Annotated in this window: 18 protein-coding genes; 15 read left to right on the top strand and 3 right to left on the bottom strand. The window is 39.6% G+C overall.

What is annotated here, in order from left to right:
- Nucleotides 1-27: 27 nt before the first annotated feature.
- On the top strand, nt 28-645 hold the full coding sequence (locus V7112_RS22425) for a class I SAM-dependent methyltransferase (RefSeq protein ID WP_335423943.1): 618 nt from the start codon (nt 28-30) through the stop codon (nt 643-645).
- A 71-nt stretch (nt 646-716) separates the two neighbouring features.
- Here V7112_RS22425 and V7112_RS22430 read toward each other — a convergent pair whose 3' ends face one another.
- Nucleotides 717-1,943, bottom strand: a complete 1,227-nt coding sequence (locus V7112_RS22430; protein ID WP_335423946.1) for an MFS transporter — start codon at nt 1,941-1,943, stop codon at nt 717-719.
- A 190-nt stretch (nt 1,944-2,133) separates the two neighbouring features.
- Here V7112_RS22430 and V7112_RS22435 point away from each other — a divergent pair, with 190 nt between their 5' ends.
- Nucleotides 2,134-3,300 carry an LL-diaminopimelate aminotransferase gene (locus V7112_RS22435; RefSeq protein WP_335423948.1) on the top strand — a complete coding sequence of 389 codons (1,167 nt, stop codon included), beginning with the start codon at nt 2,134-2,136 and terminating at the stop codon, nt 3,298-3,300.
- Nucleotides 3,301-3,407: 107 nt separating this feature from the next.
- The gene (locus tag V7112_RS22440; protein WP_335423950.1) at nt 3,408-3,932 is read left to right on the top strand and encodes a CBO0543 family protein; all 525 of its coding nucleotides are present in this window, start codon (nt 3,408-3,410) and stop codon (nt 3,930-3,932) included.
- A 63-nt stretch (nt 3,933-3,995) separates the two neighbouring features.
- Here V7112_RS22440 and V7112_RS22445 read toward each other — a convergent pair whose 3' ends face one another.
- A complete protein-coding gene (locus V7112_RS22445; RefSeq protein ID WP_335423952.1) occupies nt 3,996-4,931 on the bottom strand; it encodes an amidohydrolase family protein in 936 nt (311 codons plus the stop codon).
- Nucleotides 4,932-5,197: 266 nt separating this feature from the next.
- Between V7112_RS22445 and V7112_RS22450 the strand changes: the two genes are divergently transcribed.
- The 11 genes from V7112_RS22450 to V7112_RS22500 all read left to right on the top strand — a co-directional run bounded on the left by V7112_RS22450 (nt 5,198) and on the right by V7112_RS22500 (nt 15,269).
- Nucleotides 5,198-6,661 (top strand): aldehyde dehydrogenase, encoded by a 1,464-nt coding sequence (locus V7112_RS22450; protein WP_335423953.1) that lies wholly within the window; start codon nt 5,198-5,200, stop codon nt 6,659-6,661.
- Between the two features lie 17 nt (nt 6,662-6,678).
- On the top strand, nt 6,679-7,455 hold the full coding sequence (locus V7112_RS22455) for a 2-keto-4-pentenoate hydratase (protein ID WP_335423955.1): 777 nt from the start codon (nt 6,679-6,681) through the stop codon (nt 7,453-7,455).
- A gap of 217 nt (nt 7,456-7,672) precedes the next feature.
- The gene (locus tag V7112_RS22460; RefSeq protein ID WP_335423957.1) at nt 7,673-8,557 is read left to right on the top strand and encodes an acetaldehyde dehydrogenase (acetylating); all 885 of its coding nucleotides are present in this window, start codon (nt 7,673-7,675) and stop codon (nt 8,555-8,557) included.
- 235 nt (nt 8,558-8,792) lie between these two features.
- Entirely contained in the window at nt 8,793-9,818 is a 1,026-nt protein-coding gene (gene dmpG / locus V7112_RS22465) for a 4-hydroxy-2-oxovalerate aldolase (protein ID WP_335423959.1), read from the top strand.
- Between the two features lie 12 nt (nt 9,819-9,830).
- On the top strand, nt 9,831-10,613 hold the full coding sequence (locus V7112_RS22470) for a 2-keto-4-pentenoate hydratase (protein WP_335423961.1): 783 nt from the start codon (nt 9,831-9,833) through the stop codon (nt 10,611-10,613).
- A gap of 15 nt (nt 10,614-10,628) precedes the next feature.
- Complete coding sequence (locus V7112_RS22475) at nt 10,629-10,811, top strand: 4-oxalocrotonate tautomerase (RefSeq protein ID WP_335423963.1); 183 nt, start codon at nt 10,629-10,631, stop codon at nt 10,809-10,811.
- A 116-nt stretch (nt 10,812-10,927) separates the two neighbouring features.
- Nucleotides 10,928-11,776 carry an extradiol ring-cleavage dioxygenase gene (locus V7112_RS22480; protein ID WP_335423965.1) on the top strand — a complete coding sequence of 283 codons (849 nt, stop codon included), beginning with the start codon at nt 10,928-10,930 and terminating at the stop codon, nt 11,774-11,776.
- 31 nt (nt 11,777-11,807) lie between these two features.
- Nucleotides 11,808-12,986, top strand: a complete 1,179-nt coding sequence (gene pobA, locus V7112_RS22485; protein ID WP_335423967.1) for a 4-hydroxybenzoate 3-monooxygenase — start codon at nt 11,808-11,810, stop codon at nt 12,984-12,986.
- A 168-nt stretch (nt 12,987-13,154) separates the two neighbouring features.
- Nucleotides 13,155-14,453: an aromatic ring-hydroxylating oxygenase subunit alpha gene (locus V7112_RS22490; RefSeq protein WP_438823940.1), complete on the top strand. Its 1,299-nt coding sequence runs from the start codon at nt 13,155-13,157 to the stop codon at nt 14,451-14,453.
- Complete coding sequence (locus V7112_RS22495; RefSeq protein WP_335423972.1) at nt 14,450-14,977, top strand: 3-phenylpropionate/cinnamic acid dioxygenase subunit beta; 528 nt, start codon at nt 14,450-14,452, stop codon at nt 14,975-14,977. The genes V7112_RS22490 and V7112_RS22495 overlap by 4 nt, the downstream gene beginning before the upstream one ends.
- Before the next feature lie 94 nt (nt 14,978-15,071).
- Nucleotides 15,072-15,269 (top strand): DNA-directed RNA polymerase subunit alpha C-terminal domain-containing protein, encoded by a 198-nt coding sequence (locus tag V7112_RS22500; RefSeq protein WP_335423974.1) that lies wholly within the window; start codon nt 15,072-15,074, stop codon nt 15,267-15,269.
- 16 nt (nt 15,270-15,285) lie between these two features.
- Here V7112_RS22500 and V7112_RS22505 read toward each other — a convergent pair whose 3' ends face one another.
- Nucleotides 15,286-15,459, bottom strand: coding sequence for a hypothetical protein (locus V7112_RS22505; protein WP_335423976.1), 174 nt, complete (start codon nt 15,457-15,459; stop codon nt 15,286-15,288).
- A gap of 134 nt (nt 15,460-15,593) precedes the next feature.
- On the opposite strand from V7112_RS22505, the gene V7112_RS22510 reads away from it, so the two are divergent.
- Nucleotides 15,594-16,952, top strand: coding sequence for an MFS transporter (locus V7112_RS22510; protein WP_335423978.1), 1,359 nt, complete (start codon nt 15,594-15,596; stop codon nt 16,950-16,952).
- Nucleotides 16,953-17,124: the final 172 nt, after the last annotated feature.

Here is a 17,124-nt window from a genome sequence, read left to right on the forward strand (position 1 = left end):
TAAGTATCTGAAACGGCGGTGTTTACAATGAACATTGAACGTCAAGTAGAGATCTTTAATAAGCAAGCGGGTAAGTATTATAAAAGAGCCAAACAAAAAAATATCGACTTTCGACTAAGGAGGACGCTGCTACAGTCCACTACAGGAGATATCTTGGATTTATCTGTTGGAGCGGGAATGAACTTTCAATTTTATCCAAAAACATCTAGAATTACTGCGGTCGATTTTAGTCCTTTGATGATTGACCGGGCTAAAATCGTGGCAAAGGAACAAGGCCGTGTAGTTGATTTTCATCTTGGAAATGTTGAAGGAATCGTTCTGCCAGAAAAAAACTATGATACTGTTATCTCCACACTGTCTCTTTGCTCATACCCTCACCCCGAAAAGGTACTTAAGCGAATGGCTTCATGGTGTAAGGAGGATGGGAAGCTTCTTCTCTATGAGCATGGGATCAGCACAAACTCATTCATTGCTTGGCTCCAAAATAAAACAAACTCTTTTCACCTAAAAAAAGTTGGATGCCATATGAATCGTGATATTCTAAAACTTGTGCAAGAATCTCCGTTATCCATTGTTAAATCAGAGCACCACATGTTCAATGCTGTTCATTTAATCTGGGCTAAGCCAGTGAAGTATAGCCCTTAATATTCTTCATCTTTGAAAAAATATAAAGTGCCGGTTCCTCAAAAAACTAGGTACCCGGCACTTCATAAAATCTATATTTCTATACTTATATTGGCCTGCAATTTTGAGCTTTCTTCTCTTTTCATTTGTCTTCTTAGGATGAATACATACGCAAAAAACGCAACGATAATGCTTAAGGCACTATATAAAAAGACAGCTTTAAATCCTGCTTGTAGAGAAATAAATCCTAAGCAAATGGCACCAACACCGCCACCTAGATCTTTGGCAGTAAAAAACGTCGAGTTACCTGCTCCTCTTCGATCAGGGGGACAAAGTTTTATCATTACAGCATTTAATGCTGGTTCTACAAAACCTAATCCTAATCCATAAAGGATGCCTGAAATGATGAAATCTCCAAGCGAATTTGCGTAGGCTAAGACCACAAAAGATGTTGACATAATAACTAATCCAGGAATTATGACCAATGAGCTTCCATATTTATCCGCCAATTTCCCTCCGACAATTCTCGTAAACAATAGGGCAAATGAATAAACCGTATAATATAGACCGATGTCTTTGATTCCTAAAGAAAGAGCGAAGGTTGGAATAAAGGTTAATGCTACACCCATCCCAACATAAATAAAAGTAGTTACTAAAGCCGTTGGTAGAGCTGTTTTTTCATAAAGCAGTTCAGAGATTTTTCTTTTCCTTTTTAATGATTTGAATTCAAGGTTTGAATTTCCTTTTTCATACGTAATAAACAGGCTACAAAGAATGGAAATCAAGCCAATAAGTCCTGCAACAATGAAGAGAATTTGATAATTAAACTGTTGGATCAGATAGATACTTAAAGCGGGTCCAACTGCTGTAGCAAGTGTATTGGATAATCCAAAATAACCAACACCTTCTGCCAACCGCCTTTTTGGCACAATATCCGAAATAACGGTTCCGGAGGCATTGGTAGTTGCACTAAATCCTATTCCATGTAAACTTCTCATAACCAGCAGAAGACTAATCGAAAAAGCAACAACGTATGAAAAAGTAACAAAGGCGGTTACTACAGCACCAATAATGAGCACGATTCTACGACTCTTTTCATCTATTAGTTTTCCAAAATAAGGTCTAAAGAGTATCGCCACAAACATAAAGAAACCAAATAGCATACCTGAAATCGAATTATCGCCTCCTAGATGGATGGCGTATAAGGGGAGACCAGTCATTAACATATTATTGGAAATCTGCGTAGTCATGGCATAAATAAATGTTAGAAAATAAGATTTCGTCCATAATTTTTCTGTATTGTTCATTGGTCCTTCCAAAGGATATCCTCTTTTCTTTAAAATGATGCTGTAAATGATTATATCAGGTAAATTTACCCCAGTCTTCATTTGTGTTTTTTGTGCATATAAAAATGATGAAGTCATGAGATGGTTTCTTCATTTAGGATTTAACCTAAACTTTCAAAATCTTGTTATAATAGAAGTAATTCTATTAATTGAGGTGTCTGCATTGGAAACCAAACTATCACAGAAAATGAACGAATTTGGGGAATCGATTTTTAATGAGCTAGCAAACTATAAAAAGAAAAAGCTCCTTGAGGGGCATGATATCATAGACTTAAGCGTGGGCAGTCCGGATTTGCCGCCACCACCTCATGTCATTGAGGCATTGGCTACTCATGTTCAAGACCCATCATTATACGGATACTCGTTAACTGGAATTGACGAGTTACACCAAGCAATTTCAGAATATTATTCAAGACGATTTGATGTTTCCGTAACAAAGGAAAACGAGGTCTTAATGGTCATGGGTTCTCAGGACGGACTTGTTCACTTTCCGATGGTGTTTGCCAACCCAGGAGATTATATTCTTGTTCCAGACCCTGGCTACACGGCTTATGCAGCAGGGATTGCTCTTTCAGGAGCAACACCTTATGGCATGCCGCTAAAAGAGGAGAATCAATTTTTACCGGATTTGGATGCAATTCCTGAGGATGTTCGTGAAAAGGCTAAAATAATGATTCTAAACTTTCCTGGTAACCCAGTCCCGGCACTTGCAACGGCAAGCTTTTTCAGAAAAGTCATCCAGTTTTCGAAAAAATATCAGATCATTGTCCTCCATGACTTTGCTTATTCGGAGTTGTATTTTGAGGAAAAGCCGCTTAGTTTTTTATCAGTAGAAGGTGCTAAGGAAGTAGGGGTTGAATTCAACTCACTTTCAAAAAGCTTTAATATGGCGGGCTGTCGGATTGGTTATATTGTTGGAAATCCTGACATCATTGCTGCAGTGAATCGACTCAAATCAAATTTAGATTACGGAGTGTTTTTGCCAATTCAAAAAGCAGCGATTGCTGCATTACGTGATACCTCAAGCTTCAGTGAAGAACTAAGAGAAGTGTATAAGAAACGTCGTGATCAATTAGTGAACGGGCTTGCTGAAGTAGGTTGGCAAGTGGATTCCCCAAAAGCATCCATGTTTGTTTGGGCGAAGGTTCCCTCTGGGTTTACTTCAACTGAATTTACTTATCGTTTAATTGATGAAGCGGGGATTGTTGTCACTCCAGGCAATGCCTTTGGCCCAAGTGGTGAAGGATATGTTCGAATTGGTCTAGTTCAAAATGAAGAAACGCTTAAAAAGGCCGTCCAACGGTTAAAGGATATCCCATTGTTAAAATAGATTTTGGATACATTTCATAAAAAAGGCGAATCGCATTTAAGATTCGTCTTATTTTATTGTAAAAAAATGGGTATTATAAAAGTACTACATATTCAGGAGTGTATTCGATGCACCTAGTCTATAATGCCTTATTCCTTTTGGCCGCTGTGAAATGGGGCGATTGGAGAAGGTGGAGAGAATATTACGCAACGATATTATTTTTTATTGTGGGGGATCTTTTAAAAAATGTTTTATACCATGATTATTGGGTTTGGACGTATCAAGAAACAATGTTTGCAAAAAATATCCTAATTAATCATACATTTATTACTTTATTAATTACCTTTGTTTGCTATCCAGCCTCAGCCTTAATCTATCTCGGTCGTTTCCCCGAAGAAAAATGGAAAAAGTTACTTTGGATTGGTGTTTGGGTGTTTCTGTTCACAAGTGTGGAATTCATAAATTTGAAATATCTTCACTTAATTGAACACCATCATGGCTGGACGTTGGGATGGTCATTTCTCTTTAATCTCGTTATGTTTCCAATGCTTAGACTTCATCAAAAACAACCACTAATCGCGTGGGGATTATCAATAATCTGGATTATTTTTCTGTTGAATATGTTTCCGATTCCAATGAAATACATAAAGTAAAAAAATCCTCTTAACAAAAAACAGTCCTTTTAAGAAAGGGACTGTTTTTTGTTGACCTATGATTTACCCAAGTAATGAAACCGCACCCTTTCGATACTTTTCCTCAGGTGGCCATACAGAAAGGTCGAATGGATAATCAGAGCCAGGAACAATTCTGTCTTCTCCGACTGCCTTACATAGGAATTCGAGACTTTCTTGGTTCCACAAGACTGTGTCATACCAGAAACGTTTTAAGTACTCAGATGGTGGTGCTTGTAGGTTCGAGGATACAAGCTTCCACTGCTCATATCCTTTATCTATCCTTCCAATTTGATAAGGAAGGAACCCACCCCCATGGGCAAATAAAACTTTTACATTCGGATATCGATCAATTAGTCCGCTTAACAGGAAATCTGTTGCACAAACTGTCGTCTCCCATGGAACTCCAATCAAGTTCGGCATCATTCTTCTTTGTAGACGTGGGTCTTCTGCTAATAGTGGATGGATAAAAACGATAGCATTTAGCTTGTTTGCTTCTTCAAAAAATGGAGTGAAAAATTCATCAGATAACATTTGACCAGGTAACCCAGGGCCGATGATTACTCCTTTAAGTCCAAGATTCATTCCTTCTTGTAAAATTTGTGCTGCTTTGTCTGGGTTCGTAAGAGGGACGGTTCCAAGTGCTGAGATTTCTCTTGGTGCTGTTTTTGTCCATTCGGCTAAAGAACGATTGTATACGCTAGAAATTTCTGATGAAATATCATCAGGAAAATCATATAAGAATAGCTGTGGAATCGGTGAAACAACAGAATGAGAGACACCGGCAATCTCTTGTTCTTTTAAATAGAGCTGACTGTCAATGAAAGCTTGTTTGAGCTCAAAGCCCCATTTTTCATTCACAATTAAAAATTCATCTTTGTTTGCTTCTTTTCGAACCCATTTAGCATTTACTATTTTTTGATGATCTCTAAGCCATGTGATGACATCGGGTGGGATAAAATGTGTATGGAAATCGTACATTGTATGGTCCTCCTTATATCCTTTGGGAATTGTTCCTTTATGGTAAACGTTGTCCATAGTTCGTAATATAGCAAAGAAATATATGTTTGAAAAGACAGAGTTAAAAATATTTAGATTTGTTAGACAAATAATTTTACGAAAAATGAAATTAATTTCAGAGTTGTTCCACATAGAGAAACAGCAGTGTTGTTTATGGAATTGAAAGGGGTTACGATACGATTATAAATTATCAAAAAATTTCGTAATCTAGAAGGAGGAATTGGAGCATGAAAGTCGAAACAAAGGTTAAAGCAATAAATTGTTTGCATTTTATTAACGGACAATTTGTTGGATCACAAAATGAAAAAGCATTTAATAATATCAACCCTGCTACAGAAGAGGTTTTGGGAACTGTTGCAGAAGGTGGGAAAGAAGAGGTTAATTTTGCTGTAGCGGCAGCAAAAAGAGCATTAAACGGAAAGTGGAAAAACACTACTGTTGAAGAGCGTTCGAAAATTCTTCGCCGAATTGGGGATTTAATCCTTGAAAGACAAGAAGAGCTTGCACACCTTGAATCTTTAGATACTGGAAAGCCATTCTGGTTAGCAAATAGCATTGATATTCCACGTGCGGCATATAACTTCCACTTCTTTGCTGATTACATGATTTCAGTTAATACCGATGCAAATCTGCAAGACGACAAAGCATTGCATTATACACATCGTCGTCCGGTCGGAGTGGTAGGGATTATCAAGCCATGGAACCTACCGTTATTGCTTCTTACTTGGAAATTAGCGCCTTGTCTTGCAATGGGGAATACTGCGGTCATTAAACCAGCTGAATGGACACCGATGACTGCAACTGTCTTGATGGAAATTTGTAAAGAAGCCGGAGTTCCGGACGGGGTTGTCAATTTAGTTCATGGATTTGGTGCTAATTCTGCAGGAAGTGCAATCTCTGAGCATCCAGATGTTGACGCAATTTCCTTTATCGGCGAACCGGGAACAGGCTCGGCGATTATGAGAGCAGCATCAACCTCATTGAAAAAATTATCCTTCGAGCTTGGAGGTAAAAATCCGAATATTATTTTTGCGGATTCCGATCTTGATGAGGTAATTGAAACGACAATTAAATCTAGCTTTATCAACCAAGGTGAAGTTTGTCTTTGCGGATCAAGAATTTATGTAGAACGTCCAGTCTATGAAGAATTCGTAAACAAGTTTGCTGAGAAAGTGAAGACGTTAAAGGTAGGAAAACCGGAAAACGAAGATACCAATGTCGGAGCTTTAATCAGCAAAGAACATTATGATCGTGTAAATAGCTATCTTGAGATTGCCCGAAATGATGGTGCAACTTTTGTAACTGGCGGAAAACGTCCTGAAGGCTTAGATAAAGGCTATTATTTAGAGCCAACTATTATCACTGGGTTAGACCGAAATTCTCGCTGTGTTCGTGAAGAAATTTTCGGACCTGTTGTTACGGTTACACCATTCGATATGGAAGAAGAAGTTATCATGCAGGCGAATGATACTCATTATGGCTTAAGTGCAACCATTTGGACGAATGACCTAAGACGTGCCCACCGTGTTGCTCACCAAATCGAAGCGGGAATTATTTGGGTAAATACATGGTTCTTGCGCGACCTTCGTACACCATTTGGTGGCATGAAACAAAGTGGTATTGGTAGAACTGGCGGAATGCACAGTCTTGATTTTTACTCAGAACTGTCCAATATCACAATTAAACTATAAGGAAGGGAGTAAGACCGTTGACAAATAAAATTGAACAATTTGCATTAAAATTGGCTGAAGCAGAATCTACTTGTGTTGGAACTCAGCCGCTAACATCAGTAGATTCAGAGCTAACAGTCAAAGACGCTTATTATATTCAGCTTGAAAATATTAAAAAAAAGGTAGCTGAAGGACAGAAGATTGTTGGGAAAAAAATTGGTTTAACGTCTTTAGCGATGCAAAATCTTTTAGGGGTAGATGAACCGGATTATGGCCACTTATTGGATCAGATGGTGGTTGAAAATGGTGGTAAGATTTCAATTGAAAAAGTACTTCAGCCTAAGGTAGAAGCGGAAATTGCGTTTATTTTAAAGAAGGATTTACGTGGACCTAATGTGACAGCACTTGATGTTCTTCAAGCAACGGAATATATCGTTCCTGCATTAGAAATCGTAGATAGTAGAGTAAAAGATTGGAAGATTAAGCTCGTCGACACAGTTGCGGATAATGCATCATCTGGTTTTTATGTGCTAGGTGGGAAGCCAACTAAGGTAGAAGATGTTGACCTTGAGTTAATCGGCATGACTCTTTCAAAGAATGGCGAGTTGGCCAACACTGGTGTCGGCGCAGCAGCATTGGGAAATCCGGCAAACTGTGTGGCATGGTTAGCGAATAAGCTTTCTGAATTTGATATACCGCTACGTGCAGGAGAAGTTATTTTATCTGGTGCATTATCGGCAGCAATAGAAGCACAAGAAGGAGATTCATTTACTGCAAGATTTGCCCATATCGGGCAGGTAAGCGTTCGTTTCTAACTTTATTCAGTGGGGGGTAAAAAATTCCCGCTGAATAAAGGTAAAGCCTCCGGCGGATGCCACGATTTTTCAAAGGAAAATTTTCGAGCAGTAAGATTAAAGACTAAAATCGCCACATCCTGTGGCAACGTCTTTATGACCCGCCTCATGCGGGCCTAAAAATCAGGCGGCAAATACGCCAAGGCGCATTTGATAAAAAAGGGAGAGGTGAGTACATATGTCAAAAATAAAAGTGGCCATTCTTGGTTCAGGAAACATTGGCACAGACCTTATGCTAAAACTTCGCAGATCCAACCTACTTGAATTAACGACAGTGATTGGAATTGAACCGGAGTCAGACGGATTAAGAAAAGCTCGGGATCTTGGTTACGAGACGATTGATACCGGAATAAAAGGCTTTTTAGAAAGACCAGAATTAGCGGATATTGTGTTTGATGCAACCAGTGCAAAAGCTCATATTCGTCATGCAAAACTATTAAAAGATGCCGGAAAGCAAGTACTAGATTTAACACCAGCAGCAGTTGGTCCTTTCGTCGTACCTCCTGTTAATCTTGGAGAGCATGTAGAAGCTGAAAATATCAACCTGATTACCTGTGGAGGCCAAGCGACCATTCCGATGGTTCATGCAATCAATCGGGTACAGCAGGTTGAATATGCAGAAATTGTTGCAACGATTTCTAGTAAAAGTGCAGGCCCTGGAACGAGAGCCAATATTGATGAATTTACGCAAACAACTGCCCGCGGAATTGAAAAGATTGGCGGGGCAAGAAGAGGTAAAGCGATTATTATACTAAATCCAGCTGAGCCTCCAATTATAATGCGTGACACGATTCATGTCATTGTTGAGGGTGAAATGGTCAATCAGGAAGAAATTACAGCTTCCATCAAGGAAATGGAAAAGCAGGTTCAAGCATATGTGCCAGGATATCGATTGAGACAAGATCCAATATTCGATGACAATCGTATCACCGTCTTTATTGAAGTAGAGGGGGCTGGCGATTACTTACCGAAGTATTCCGGAAATTTAGATATTATGACTGCAGCCGCGGTAAAAGTTGCTGAAGAATGGGCACAGCATAAAATTTCGAAGGTAACTGTTTAAAATATGTGTTCAAAAAGGAGGGTGAAAAGGACCGCGTCGACAAAAACGCCACTTCCTGTGGCATTGTCGACACTAGCACGTCCTGTGCGTCGAAATTTCAAGGCGGCGCAGCTTTGAGTACCGGAGCGTATGCAGTTAATACGTGAGGAACGGAGAAGCAAGCCAACGCGGAAATTCGATGTGTCATTTTAAGCCGATTTTTTGACTTCCATAAAAGGAAAGGAGAGAAACATAGATGACCCAAGATAGAGATGTAATAATTACCGAAGTAGCATTACGGGACGGCAGTCATGCGATTAGGCATCAATTTACAGTTGATCAAGTAACAAGTGTTGCTAAAGCTTTAGATGAAGCAAATGTTCCTTATATAGAAGTATCACATGGAGATGGACTGGGGGGCTCGTCCTTACAATACGGACAGTCATTAACAAACGAATTAGAGTTAATTGAAGCGGCTGCATCTGTTGTAAACAATGCGAAAATTGCAGTTCTTTTATTACCTGGAATTGGAACGATGCCTGAGTTAAGGCAGGCGGCGCAGTTGGGTGCGAAAATGGCACGAATTGCAACCCACGTAACTGAGGCTGATGTGGCACCACAGCATATTGCTTTAGCAAAGGACCTTGGACTTGAAACAGTTGGGTTTTTAATGATGTCCCATATGGCACCGACTGCAAAATTAGTTGAGCAAGCCAAATTAATGGAAAGCTATGGCGCCGATACTGTCTATGTCGTTGATTCTGCTGGAGCACTCTTACCACATCAAGTATCAGAAAGAATTCGTGCTCTCAAAGATACCTTAACGGTTAATGTTGGTTTCCATGCCCACAATAATCTTTCCTTAGCAATGGCTAATACACTTGCAGCCATTCAGGAAGGGGCTACTAGAATTGATGGTAGTATTCGCTGCCTAGGTGCTGGCGCTGGTAATACACAAACGGAAGTACTTGTGTCCGTCCTTGATAAAATGGGGATTAAAACGGGAGTCGATATTTTTAAAATGATGGATATTGCGGAAGAATTGGTTGCTCCAATTCTAGAGAAGCCACAGGAGATTACAAGAGACAGTCTTGTTCTTGGCTATGCCGGCGTCTATTCAAGTTTCCTACTTTTTGCACAGCGTGCTGCGAAAAAGTTCAATATTGACTCACGCGAGATTTTGATTGAACTTGGAAAGCGACATGTTGTCGGTGGTCAAGAAGATATGATTATGGATGTAGCAGCAGAATTGGCAGCAAAAAAGCAAGGGTCCCTTGTTTAAGGAGGAAATCGAATGAGTCAATATAAAGAAATTGCCCAATACCTCGTTTCCGCAGAAGTTGAAAGACGCGCGGTTCCGAAGGTTACGGTTAATTTAAAGCCGGACTTAACGGTAGAAGAAGCTTATCTTGTTCAAGAAGAAATTGTTAACCTTAAGTTAAATGAAGGAAAACGAATTATTGGCCCAAAAATGGGGTTAACAAGCCCAGCAAAAATGAAGCAAATGGGAATTAAAGATCCGATTTACGGATATGTGTTTGATTATATGCTGGTTGAAAATGGAGGGAAGGCTCGCTTAAGCGACCAAATTCATCCGAAGGTTGAAGCTGAAATTGCATTTGTTATTGGTGAGGATATCGAAGGTCCTGGAATAACAGGTGCACAGGTTTTAGCCAAAACAGAATATGTTCTACCGGCACTTGAAATAATTGATAGCCGTTATGAAAACTTCCAGTTTACCTTACCAGACGTCATTGCCGATAATGCGTCTACGTCACGAGTTGTGTTTGGAACAGCGCTAAAGAAACCAGAACAATTTGAGCTTGATCTCGTAGGTGCCACCCTGTCCATTAATGGTGAAATAAAAGAACTCGGTGCAGGTGCTGCCGTCCTTGGTCACCCGGCAAATTCAATCGCAATGCTTGCTAATATGCTCGCAGCCAAAGGTGGAAAGATTCACAAAGGTGACATCATTTTATCAGGCGGGATTACAAGTGCTGTGAAACTGCAGCATGGTGATGTTGTAAGTGGTAAATTTGATGGTTTTGGTGAAGTTAGCTTCACCGTGACCGATTAAGAGAGGAAGACTTTTATGCCAATCATTAGCGTGCAAATGTTGGAAGGAAGACCGAAGGAGAAAGTAGCTGAATTAATTCACAATGTAACAAATACGGTTTCGGAAACATTGGGTGCAGATAAGGAAACGATTCGAGTGATTGTAACTGAAATTCCAAAAACGCATTGGGGAAAAGCCGGAGTGCCGATGGGCAAATAGAATTTTTTAAAGGGGATGCAAGATTGATAGCTTGCTTCCCCATATTCGCATAAAAATGAAAACGCTTGCTGATAGCTTGATAGTTTTGGATAAATTTATTTTAGGAGGGAATTAGGATGACAATTGAATTTAGCATGCTAGCACCACATGTTCCAAGTATGTGTCATGAGGATCAAGTACCTGAGTTCCAAAAGGATATGGCCTCAGCCATGAAAGAAATCGGGAAGAAACTAAAGGAGATTAAACCAGATGCCATTGTACTAGTTTCTTGTCACTGGCCTTCAACTTTCTTTCATTATGTAGATAGCACGCCAGTTCATAAAGGGATTTTAACTGCGATTGAAGCGCCCGATTTGATTAAGGATGTTCCATACCATTATCCCGGTGATGAAGATTTGGCGCTGGAATTGGTAAAAGCAGCTGAAGAGGCAAGTCTTGAGGTTCAAGGGGTAAATGATCCTTATTATGTTTGGGATTATGGTAGTGTGGTTCCATTACGTTACTTAGTTCCAGACGAAGATATTCCTGTCATCAATTTATCAGTCACATTAGCAGCATCTTTAGAAGAAACGTATAAATGGGGGCAAGTGATTGGAAAAGTTTTACGAGAAAGTGAAAAAAGAATTGTTTTTATTTCAAGCGGAGCCCTATCTCATAATTTAGTAAGGGGCAGACACAATATACCAACCGTTACAGAACACGCGATGGATAAGCAATTCATCGAATTTGTCATGAACAAAGACTACAAGGCGGCTTATGCCATGCTTCCTGAATATGCACGGTTTGCAAGAGTAGAATCTGGAGGACGTCACCTAGCCATGCTCTTAAGTATCCTTGATGAAAATGCCGAACCTGCTTATCTAGCAGATGGCCAATCATCTGGCAGCTGGAATGCCGTTATTACATTTGGACTAAGACAAATCCCAGATGTTACTCATTTAGAAGAAAGTGAATATGTAAAGTAATCAATAGGACCCAACATAAAGGGGGGAGCACATGAAAACGAAAGTGGGGATTATAGGGGCAGGTCCAGCAGGATTAATGCTATCCCATTTACTGCATTTACAAGGAATCGAATCGATTATCCTAGAGTCACGTTCCCGTGAAAAAATAGAAGGTAGGATTCGAGCAGGTGTGTTGGAGCAAGGTACCATTGACCTCTTGAATGCAACTGGTGTCGGAGAGCGCATGATGAAGGAAGGGCATGTCCACGAGGGAATTGAATTACAATTTAAAGGGAATAGGCATCGAGTTGATCTTAAAGAGCTTACCGGTGGAAAGCAGATTATGGTGTATGCGCAGCACGAAGTTGTTAAAGATTTAGTAGCTGCACGCTTAGAAGCTGGGGGGCAAATTTATTTTAATGTCAGTGATGTGAGCCTACATCAACTAGAAACAACCACACCGAAAATCCAGTTTCGAAGTGAGGCTGGGGGAGAGCTTGAGGAAATTGAATGTGATTTTATTGCAGGGTGTGACGGCTTTCACGGCCCAAGCCGAAAAGCCATACCCGACAATGTAAAGGTAGAAAAGGAGAAGGTTTATCCATTTGGCTGGCTTGGGATTTTAACGGAAGCACCACCAGCAAATCCAGAATTAATCTACTCCAATCATGAACGAGGCTTTGCGTTAATTAGTACGAGATCTCCTGACATACAACGCTATTATATCCAAGTAGACCCAAAAGATGATATTAAAAACTGGTCTGATGACCGAATTTGGACAGAGCTTCATGCAAGAGTAGATATGGATGGTTGGAGCTTAAAAGATGGCCCAATTATTCAAAAAAATATTGTTTCGATGCGAAGCTTTGTATGTGAAACAATGAGACATGGACGACTATTCCTAGCTGGAGACTCCGCCCATATTGTCCCACCAACTGGCGCGAAAGGATTAAATCTTGCAGTTGCCGATATACAAGTTTTAGCTCGAGGGATTAGTGAATTTTACAAAAATAGGAACGAAGAAACGCTTGACCATTATACAGAAATTTGTCTTCGAAGGGTTTGGAAAGCGCAACGATTCTCATATTGGATGACGACCATGCTGCATCGTAACTTTGAACACAGCGACTTTGAACATGGAATTCAGCTTGCAGAATTAGAATATCTGACTTCTTCAAAAGCGGCAATGACAAGTCTAGCAGAAAATTATGTTGGTCTTCCAATGGAATAGAAAATAAAATATTCATAGAAAAATACTACACCCTTAAAGAAGAACTACGTCGGTCAATTATTGGTGTAGTATTTTTATTTTCACTTATAAAAGAAAAATATAAGGGAGGAGTAGAAGTTGATTAGAAAATCATTAGATGAAAAAGCCTTTCTAAAATTAAAAGAAAAAATGGAGCAGGGTTTATTTCCTCAGTGGGTTCTTACTGATCCTGAAATTTATCAATTGGAGATTGAAAAGATCTACGGAAATACATGGCAATTTCTAGCCCATGAATCTGAATTAAAGGAACCCGGAAGCTATGTGACAAGGTGGATGGCACATGATCCGATTCTTGTAATAAAAAATAGAAATGGTGAAATTAACGCTTTTCTCAATTCGTGTACCCACCGGGGAACTATGCTTTGTACAGCAGACCGCGGCAATAAGAAAACGTTTTCATGTCCGTACCATGGCTGGAGCTATAATACCGATGGTGAATTAATTGGGATAGTGGCTGGAAATAAAGTATATGGTGAAGAAATGTGTAAGGCCGAGTGGAATCTTCGCCAGGTTCCAAGGGTGGAAAGCTACCAGGGGATGATTTTTGGCAATCTAAATGTGAATGCTGAAAACTTGGAGGACTATTTAGGAGATATGAAATGGTACCTGGATATGTTACTTGGTAGAAGTGGCGGTATGGAGGTAAGAGGTCTACCACAGCGCTGGGTTGCAAAAGCAAACTGGAAAGCAACGGCAGAAAACTTTGCTGCAGATCCGTATCATGTACAAACTACTCATCGCTCTACTGTTGAAATGGGAATCAGTCCATCAGATCCACTTTATGCCGGATATGGACATCAGGTCGTGTTGGAAAATGGACATGGAATCAATGTCATCACTTCCAAGACGGGGAAGGCAAGGGTTCCATTTCAAGGTACACCTGAATCGATGTGGCCATTATTTAAGGAACATTTAACACCCGAGCAATATGATATTCAGTCAAAAGTAACTGTATTTGTTGGTGGGGTTTATCCGAATCTTTCCTTTGTCAGTCCTATCCATGGAACGGAGGGGCATTTACATAATTACTTGAATTTCCGTATGTGGCGCCCTCTTGGGCCAGATAAAGTCGAAGTATGGTGCTGGTTTATGATTGATAAAGCTGCACCTGAAGAATATAAGGAAGATGCATATCGAGGGTATTTAGGGTCATTCGGTCCATCTGGGACATTGGAGCAGGATGATACCGAGAACTGGGCACGTATAGTCGAAGTAAGCAATGGTCTAATGATGAGGGATAAAGAATTAAATTATAATAATGTCAATAACTATTTAATGGGCCGAGGAATTGTAGAACCCGATCAGACTTTCATTGGTCCTGGTATCGCATACCCGACAACCTACATTGATGCCATAGCAAAAAAGATGCATGAACAGTGGTTAAAGTATATTTCGAAAGATTTATTTGTTAAGGAGGAGATTAAATGAACTCCGAATTGAAAAATAAAATCACTCCTGAATTGCAAATGGAAATGACCAATCTGCTAAATTTAGAAGCCTACTTATTAGATAACCGTAAATTAAAAGAATGGTTAAACTTGTTAACAGACGATCTTATATACCGGATGCCTATGCGGGAGACTGTTGAGGGAGGACTTGGCGTTAATAATATCGCTAGCGATTCGTCATTTTTTGAAGAAACAAAAAAGTCTTTAGAGACTAGAGTAAATCGCTTATATACAAAATCAGCATGGGTGGAAAACCCAGCTACTCGCCAGCGCCATTTTGTTTCTAATATTATGATTGAGAGTACAGAAAATCCGGATGAATTCAAAGTAAGAAGCTATTTCTTATTCAAAAGGAGCAGGGGTTCCACACATGATATGGAGGAAATGTTTGGGGAGCGAAATGATATTGTTCGCATGGTGAATAATGAGTGGAAAATCGCTGCACGTACAGTTTATCCTGATCAAGCAGTTATAACTACGATGAATATGAGTATGTTTATATAATTGAAATCAAATTTTAAAAGCATTTCTTTTTTAAAGGAGAAATGCTTTTTTTATTGAAATATTAAATAACCGGAGTGAAAAAGGAGGAAGCCATATGGCAGATATAGATGAATTAAAATTAAGCAAACCAGCTTTGCGAGCAATGCATGGAGAGGGGTACGTCACACTAGAGCAGTTCACCAAGCTTACCGAAAAAGAAGTGTTGGCCTTGCACGGTGTAGGTCCAACCGCAATTAAAGAGCTCCGCAAAGCTCTCGATGAAAAGGGGCTCGCTTTTAAAATTGAGGAATAAACAAAAATCGCGAGGGTCATTCCCCGCGATTTTCTTGTTCACTATGTTTTATTTGATTATAAATAAAACGGATCATCTTCATGGTTCGACTACCTTGGATCATAATCACAATTGTATAGATTGTTGTTAGAATGACCCCAAGAATTGCAATCCAAAACAGCGTTGTGATTTTCGTTTTAATACTAAACATAGCAATCCCCCAATTTTTCTGTTTCTATGTATCTTTTACGACTTAGGTGAGATTATCCATCCAAATGTATTTTTCCTCCGGAGAAAACGTTTGTGTGATACACTATGTAAATCGGATAAAAAGGGGAATACACAATGTCTGTTACTATCAAAAATCCAACATTATTAATCACCGCGATTGCATTGGGGGCCATTTTAAATCCACTCAATACAACGATGATCACGGTAGCTTTATCATCGATTCAACAGGATTTCGAGCTTTCATCAACTGATATTTCATGGTTAATTGCCTCTTACTTCATTGTAAGTGCTATTTTTTTACCAATCATCGGAAGACTTAGTGATTATTATGGCAGGAAGCGGATTTTTCTCATCGGACTGTTGTTAGTTTTGATTTCATCTGTGCTTGCGCCAATGTCTAAAAGCATGATGATGCTTCTAAGCATGAGATTGATTCAAGCGCTTGGTACTTCAGCACTATACCCAGCAGGGATAGGCATGGTTCGGTTATATATTAAACAAAATCAAAATCGAGTGATTGGTACATTGGCGGTATTTGCAACTACTTCCGCTGCGTTTGGACCAACGATAAGTGGTTTACTGATTCAATACGGGGGTTGGCCGGTTATTTTTTATGTCAATCTTCCAGTTATCTTTCTGTCAGCACTTTTAACATGGTTCTATATCCCGAAAGATGAGCCAACTAAGGGAACCGCTTTGTTTAAATGGGATGTCGTCGGAATGATCTTATTCAGTGCTTTTATCACAAGTTGGATGGTCTTTTTGCTATCATTGGAAGGCGGTTTTGATGTTTGGTCATTGATTCTTTCGATTGGTTTGTCTATTCTTTTTTATTCATACGAAAAAAAGAAGGCAGACCCGTTGATCAATGTTGTCTTTTTGCAAAAGAATCCTACGATATCTGTTATATACGTGCAGTATATCTTATCAACTCTGATATTTTTCGCGATTCTTTTGTTTACGCCAATCTATTTACAGGAGGTTGTCGAGTTAGGTTCAAAATATACAGGATTGATGATGTTGGCATTATCCGTATTTGCAATGATCACAACACCACTTGCGACAAGATGGGCGGAAAGAGTGGGGTACCGGATTCCATTACTTGTTGGCGCAGGGATTGGCATTATTGGAGTTGCATTCCTTTATATCACGACGAAAAACTCCTCGTTGCTGTGGATTGTCATCGTATTGGCGGTGTTTGGGATTAGTAATGGGCTGATGAATATCAGTCTGCAAAACCTGTTATACTCATTTATTAGTGTGGCCCAAACCGGAATTGCTTCGGGTTTGTTGATGACCTCAAGATTTATTGGAAACATCCTAGCATCGAGCATATATGGTGTCGTTTTTGCCATTGGGTTAAATGATATGAGTAAAAACTCTATGACAATCGTTTTGTTGGCTGTTTCACTAGTCATCATTCCGGGCATGTTATACGTAACGAATCAAAAAGTGAAGAGGGAACAATGGTAAAAAAAGAACAAGTCATAATGCGTTAGGGCATTATGGCTTGTTTTTTTGGGGGAAGGGTGTATCAAAGACAAACCGCGTTGATTTGATGTGCCAAATGTCTCTGTGAAGAGGTCTCGTGGACAAACCTGATTAAAATGCAAAGCGGAATGTCTTTGAGAAGCAGTCTCGAGGA

Origin of the sequence: Bacillus sp. JJ1566 (genome assembly GCF_036962685.1) — a bacterium.
GTDB lineage: Bacteria > Bacillota > Bacilli > Bacillales > Bacillaceae_L > Ferdinandcohnia.

What these genes read in the sequence shown, in the direction of transcription:
- V7112_RS22510 (WP_335423978.1), top strand. Translation starts at nt 15,594, where the DNA reads ATGTCTGTTACTATCAAAAATCCAACATTATTAATCACCGCGATTGCA.
- dmpG (WP_335423959.1), top strand. Translation starts at nt 8,793, where the DNA reads ATGACCCAAGATAGAGATGTAATAATTACCGAAGTAGCATTACGGGAC.
- V7112_RS22495 (WP_335423972.1), top strand. Translation starts at nt 14,450, where the DNA reads ATGAACTCCGAATTGAAAAATAAAATCACTCCTGAATTGCAAATGGAA.
- V7112_RS22470 (WP_335423961.1), top strand. Translation starts at nt 9,831, where the DNA reads ATGAGTCAATATAAAGAAATTGCCCAATACCTCGTTTCCGCAGAAGTT.
- V7112_RS22460 (WP_335423957.1), top strand. Translation starts at nt 7,673, where the DNA reads ATGTCAAAAATAAAAGTGGCCATTCTTGGTTCAGGAAACATTGGCACA.
- V7112_RS22425 (WP_335423943.1), top strand. Translation starts at nt 28, where the DNA reads ATGAACATTGAACGTCAAGTAGAGATCTTTAATAAGCAAGCGGGTAAG.
- V7112_RS22450 (WP_335423953.1), top strand. Translation starts at nt 5,198, where the DNA reads ATGAAAGTCGAAACAAAGGTTAAAGCAATAAATTGTTTGCATTTTATT.
- V7112_RS22440 (WP_335423950.1), top strand. Translation starts at nt 3,408, where the DNA reads ATGCACCTAGTCTATAATGCCTTATTCCTTTTGGCCGCTGTGAAATGG.
- V7112_RS22505 (WP_335423976.1), bottom strand. Translation starts at nt 15,459, where the DNA reads ATGTTTAGTATTAAAACGAAAATCACAACGCTGTTTTGGATTGCAATT.
- V7112_RS22500 (WP_335423974.1), top strand. Translation starts at nt 15,072, where the DNA reads ATGGCAGATATAGATGAATTAAAATTAAGCAAACCAGCTTTGCGAGCA.
- pobA (WP_335423967.1), top strand. Translation starts at nt 11,808, where the DNA reads ATGAAAACGAAAGTGGGGATTATAGGGGCAGGTCCAGCAGGATTAATG.
- V7112_RS22480 (WP_335423965.1), top strand. Translation starts at nt 10,928, where the DNA reads ATGACAATTGAATTTAGCATGCTAGCACCACATGTTCCAAGTATGTGT.
- V7112_RS22445 (WP_335423952.1), bottom strand. Translation starts at nt 4,931, where the DNA reads ATGTACGATTTCCATACACATTTTATCCCACCCGATGTCATCACATGG.
- V7112_RS22490 (WP_438823940.1), top strand. Translation starts at nt 13,155, where the DNA reads ATGGAGCAGGGTTTATTTCCTCAGTGGGTTCTTACTGATCCTGAAATT.
- V7112_RS22475 (WP_335423963.1), top strand. Translation starts at nt 10,629, where the DNA reads ATGCCAATCATTAGCGTGCAAATGTTGGAAGGAAGACCGAAGGAGAAA.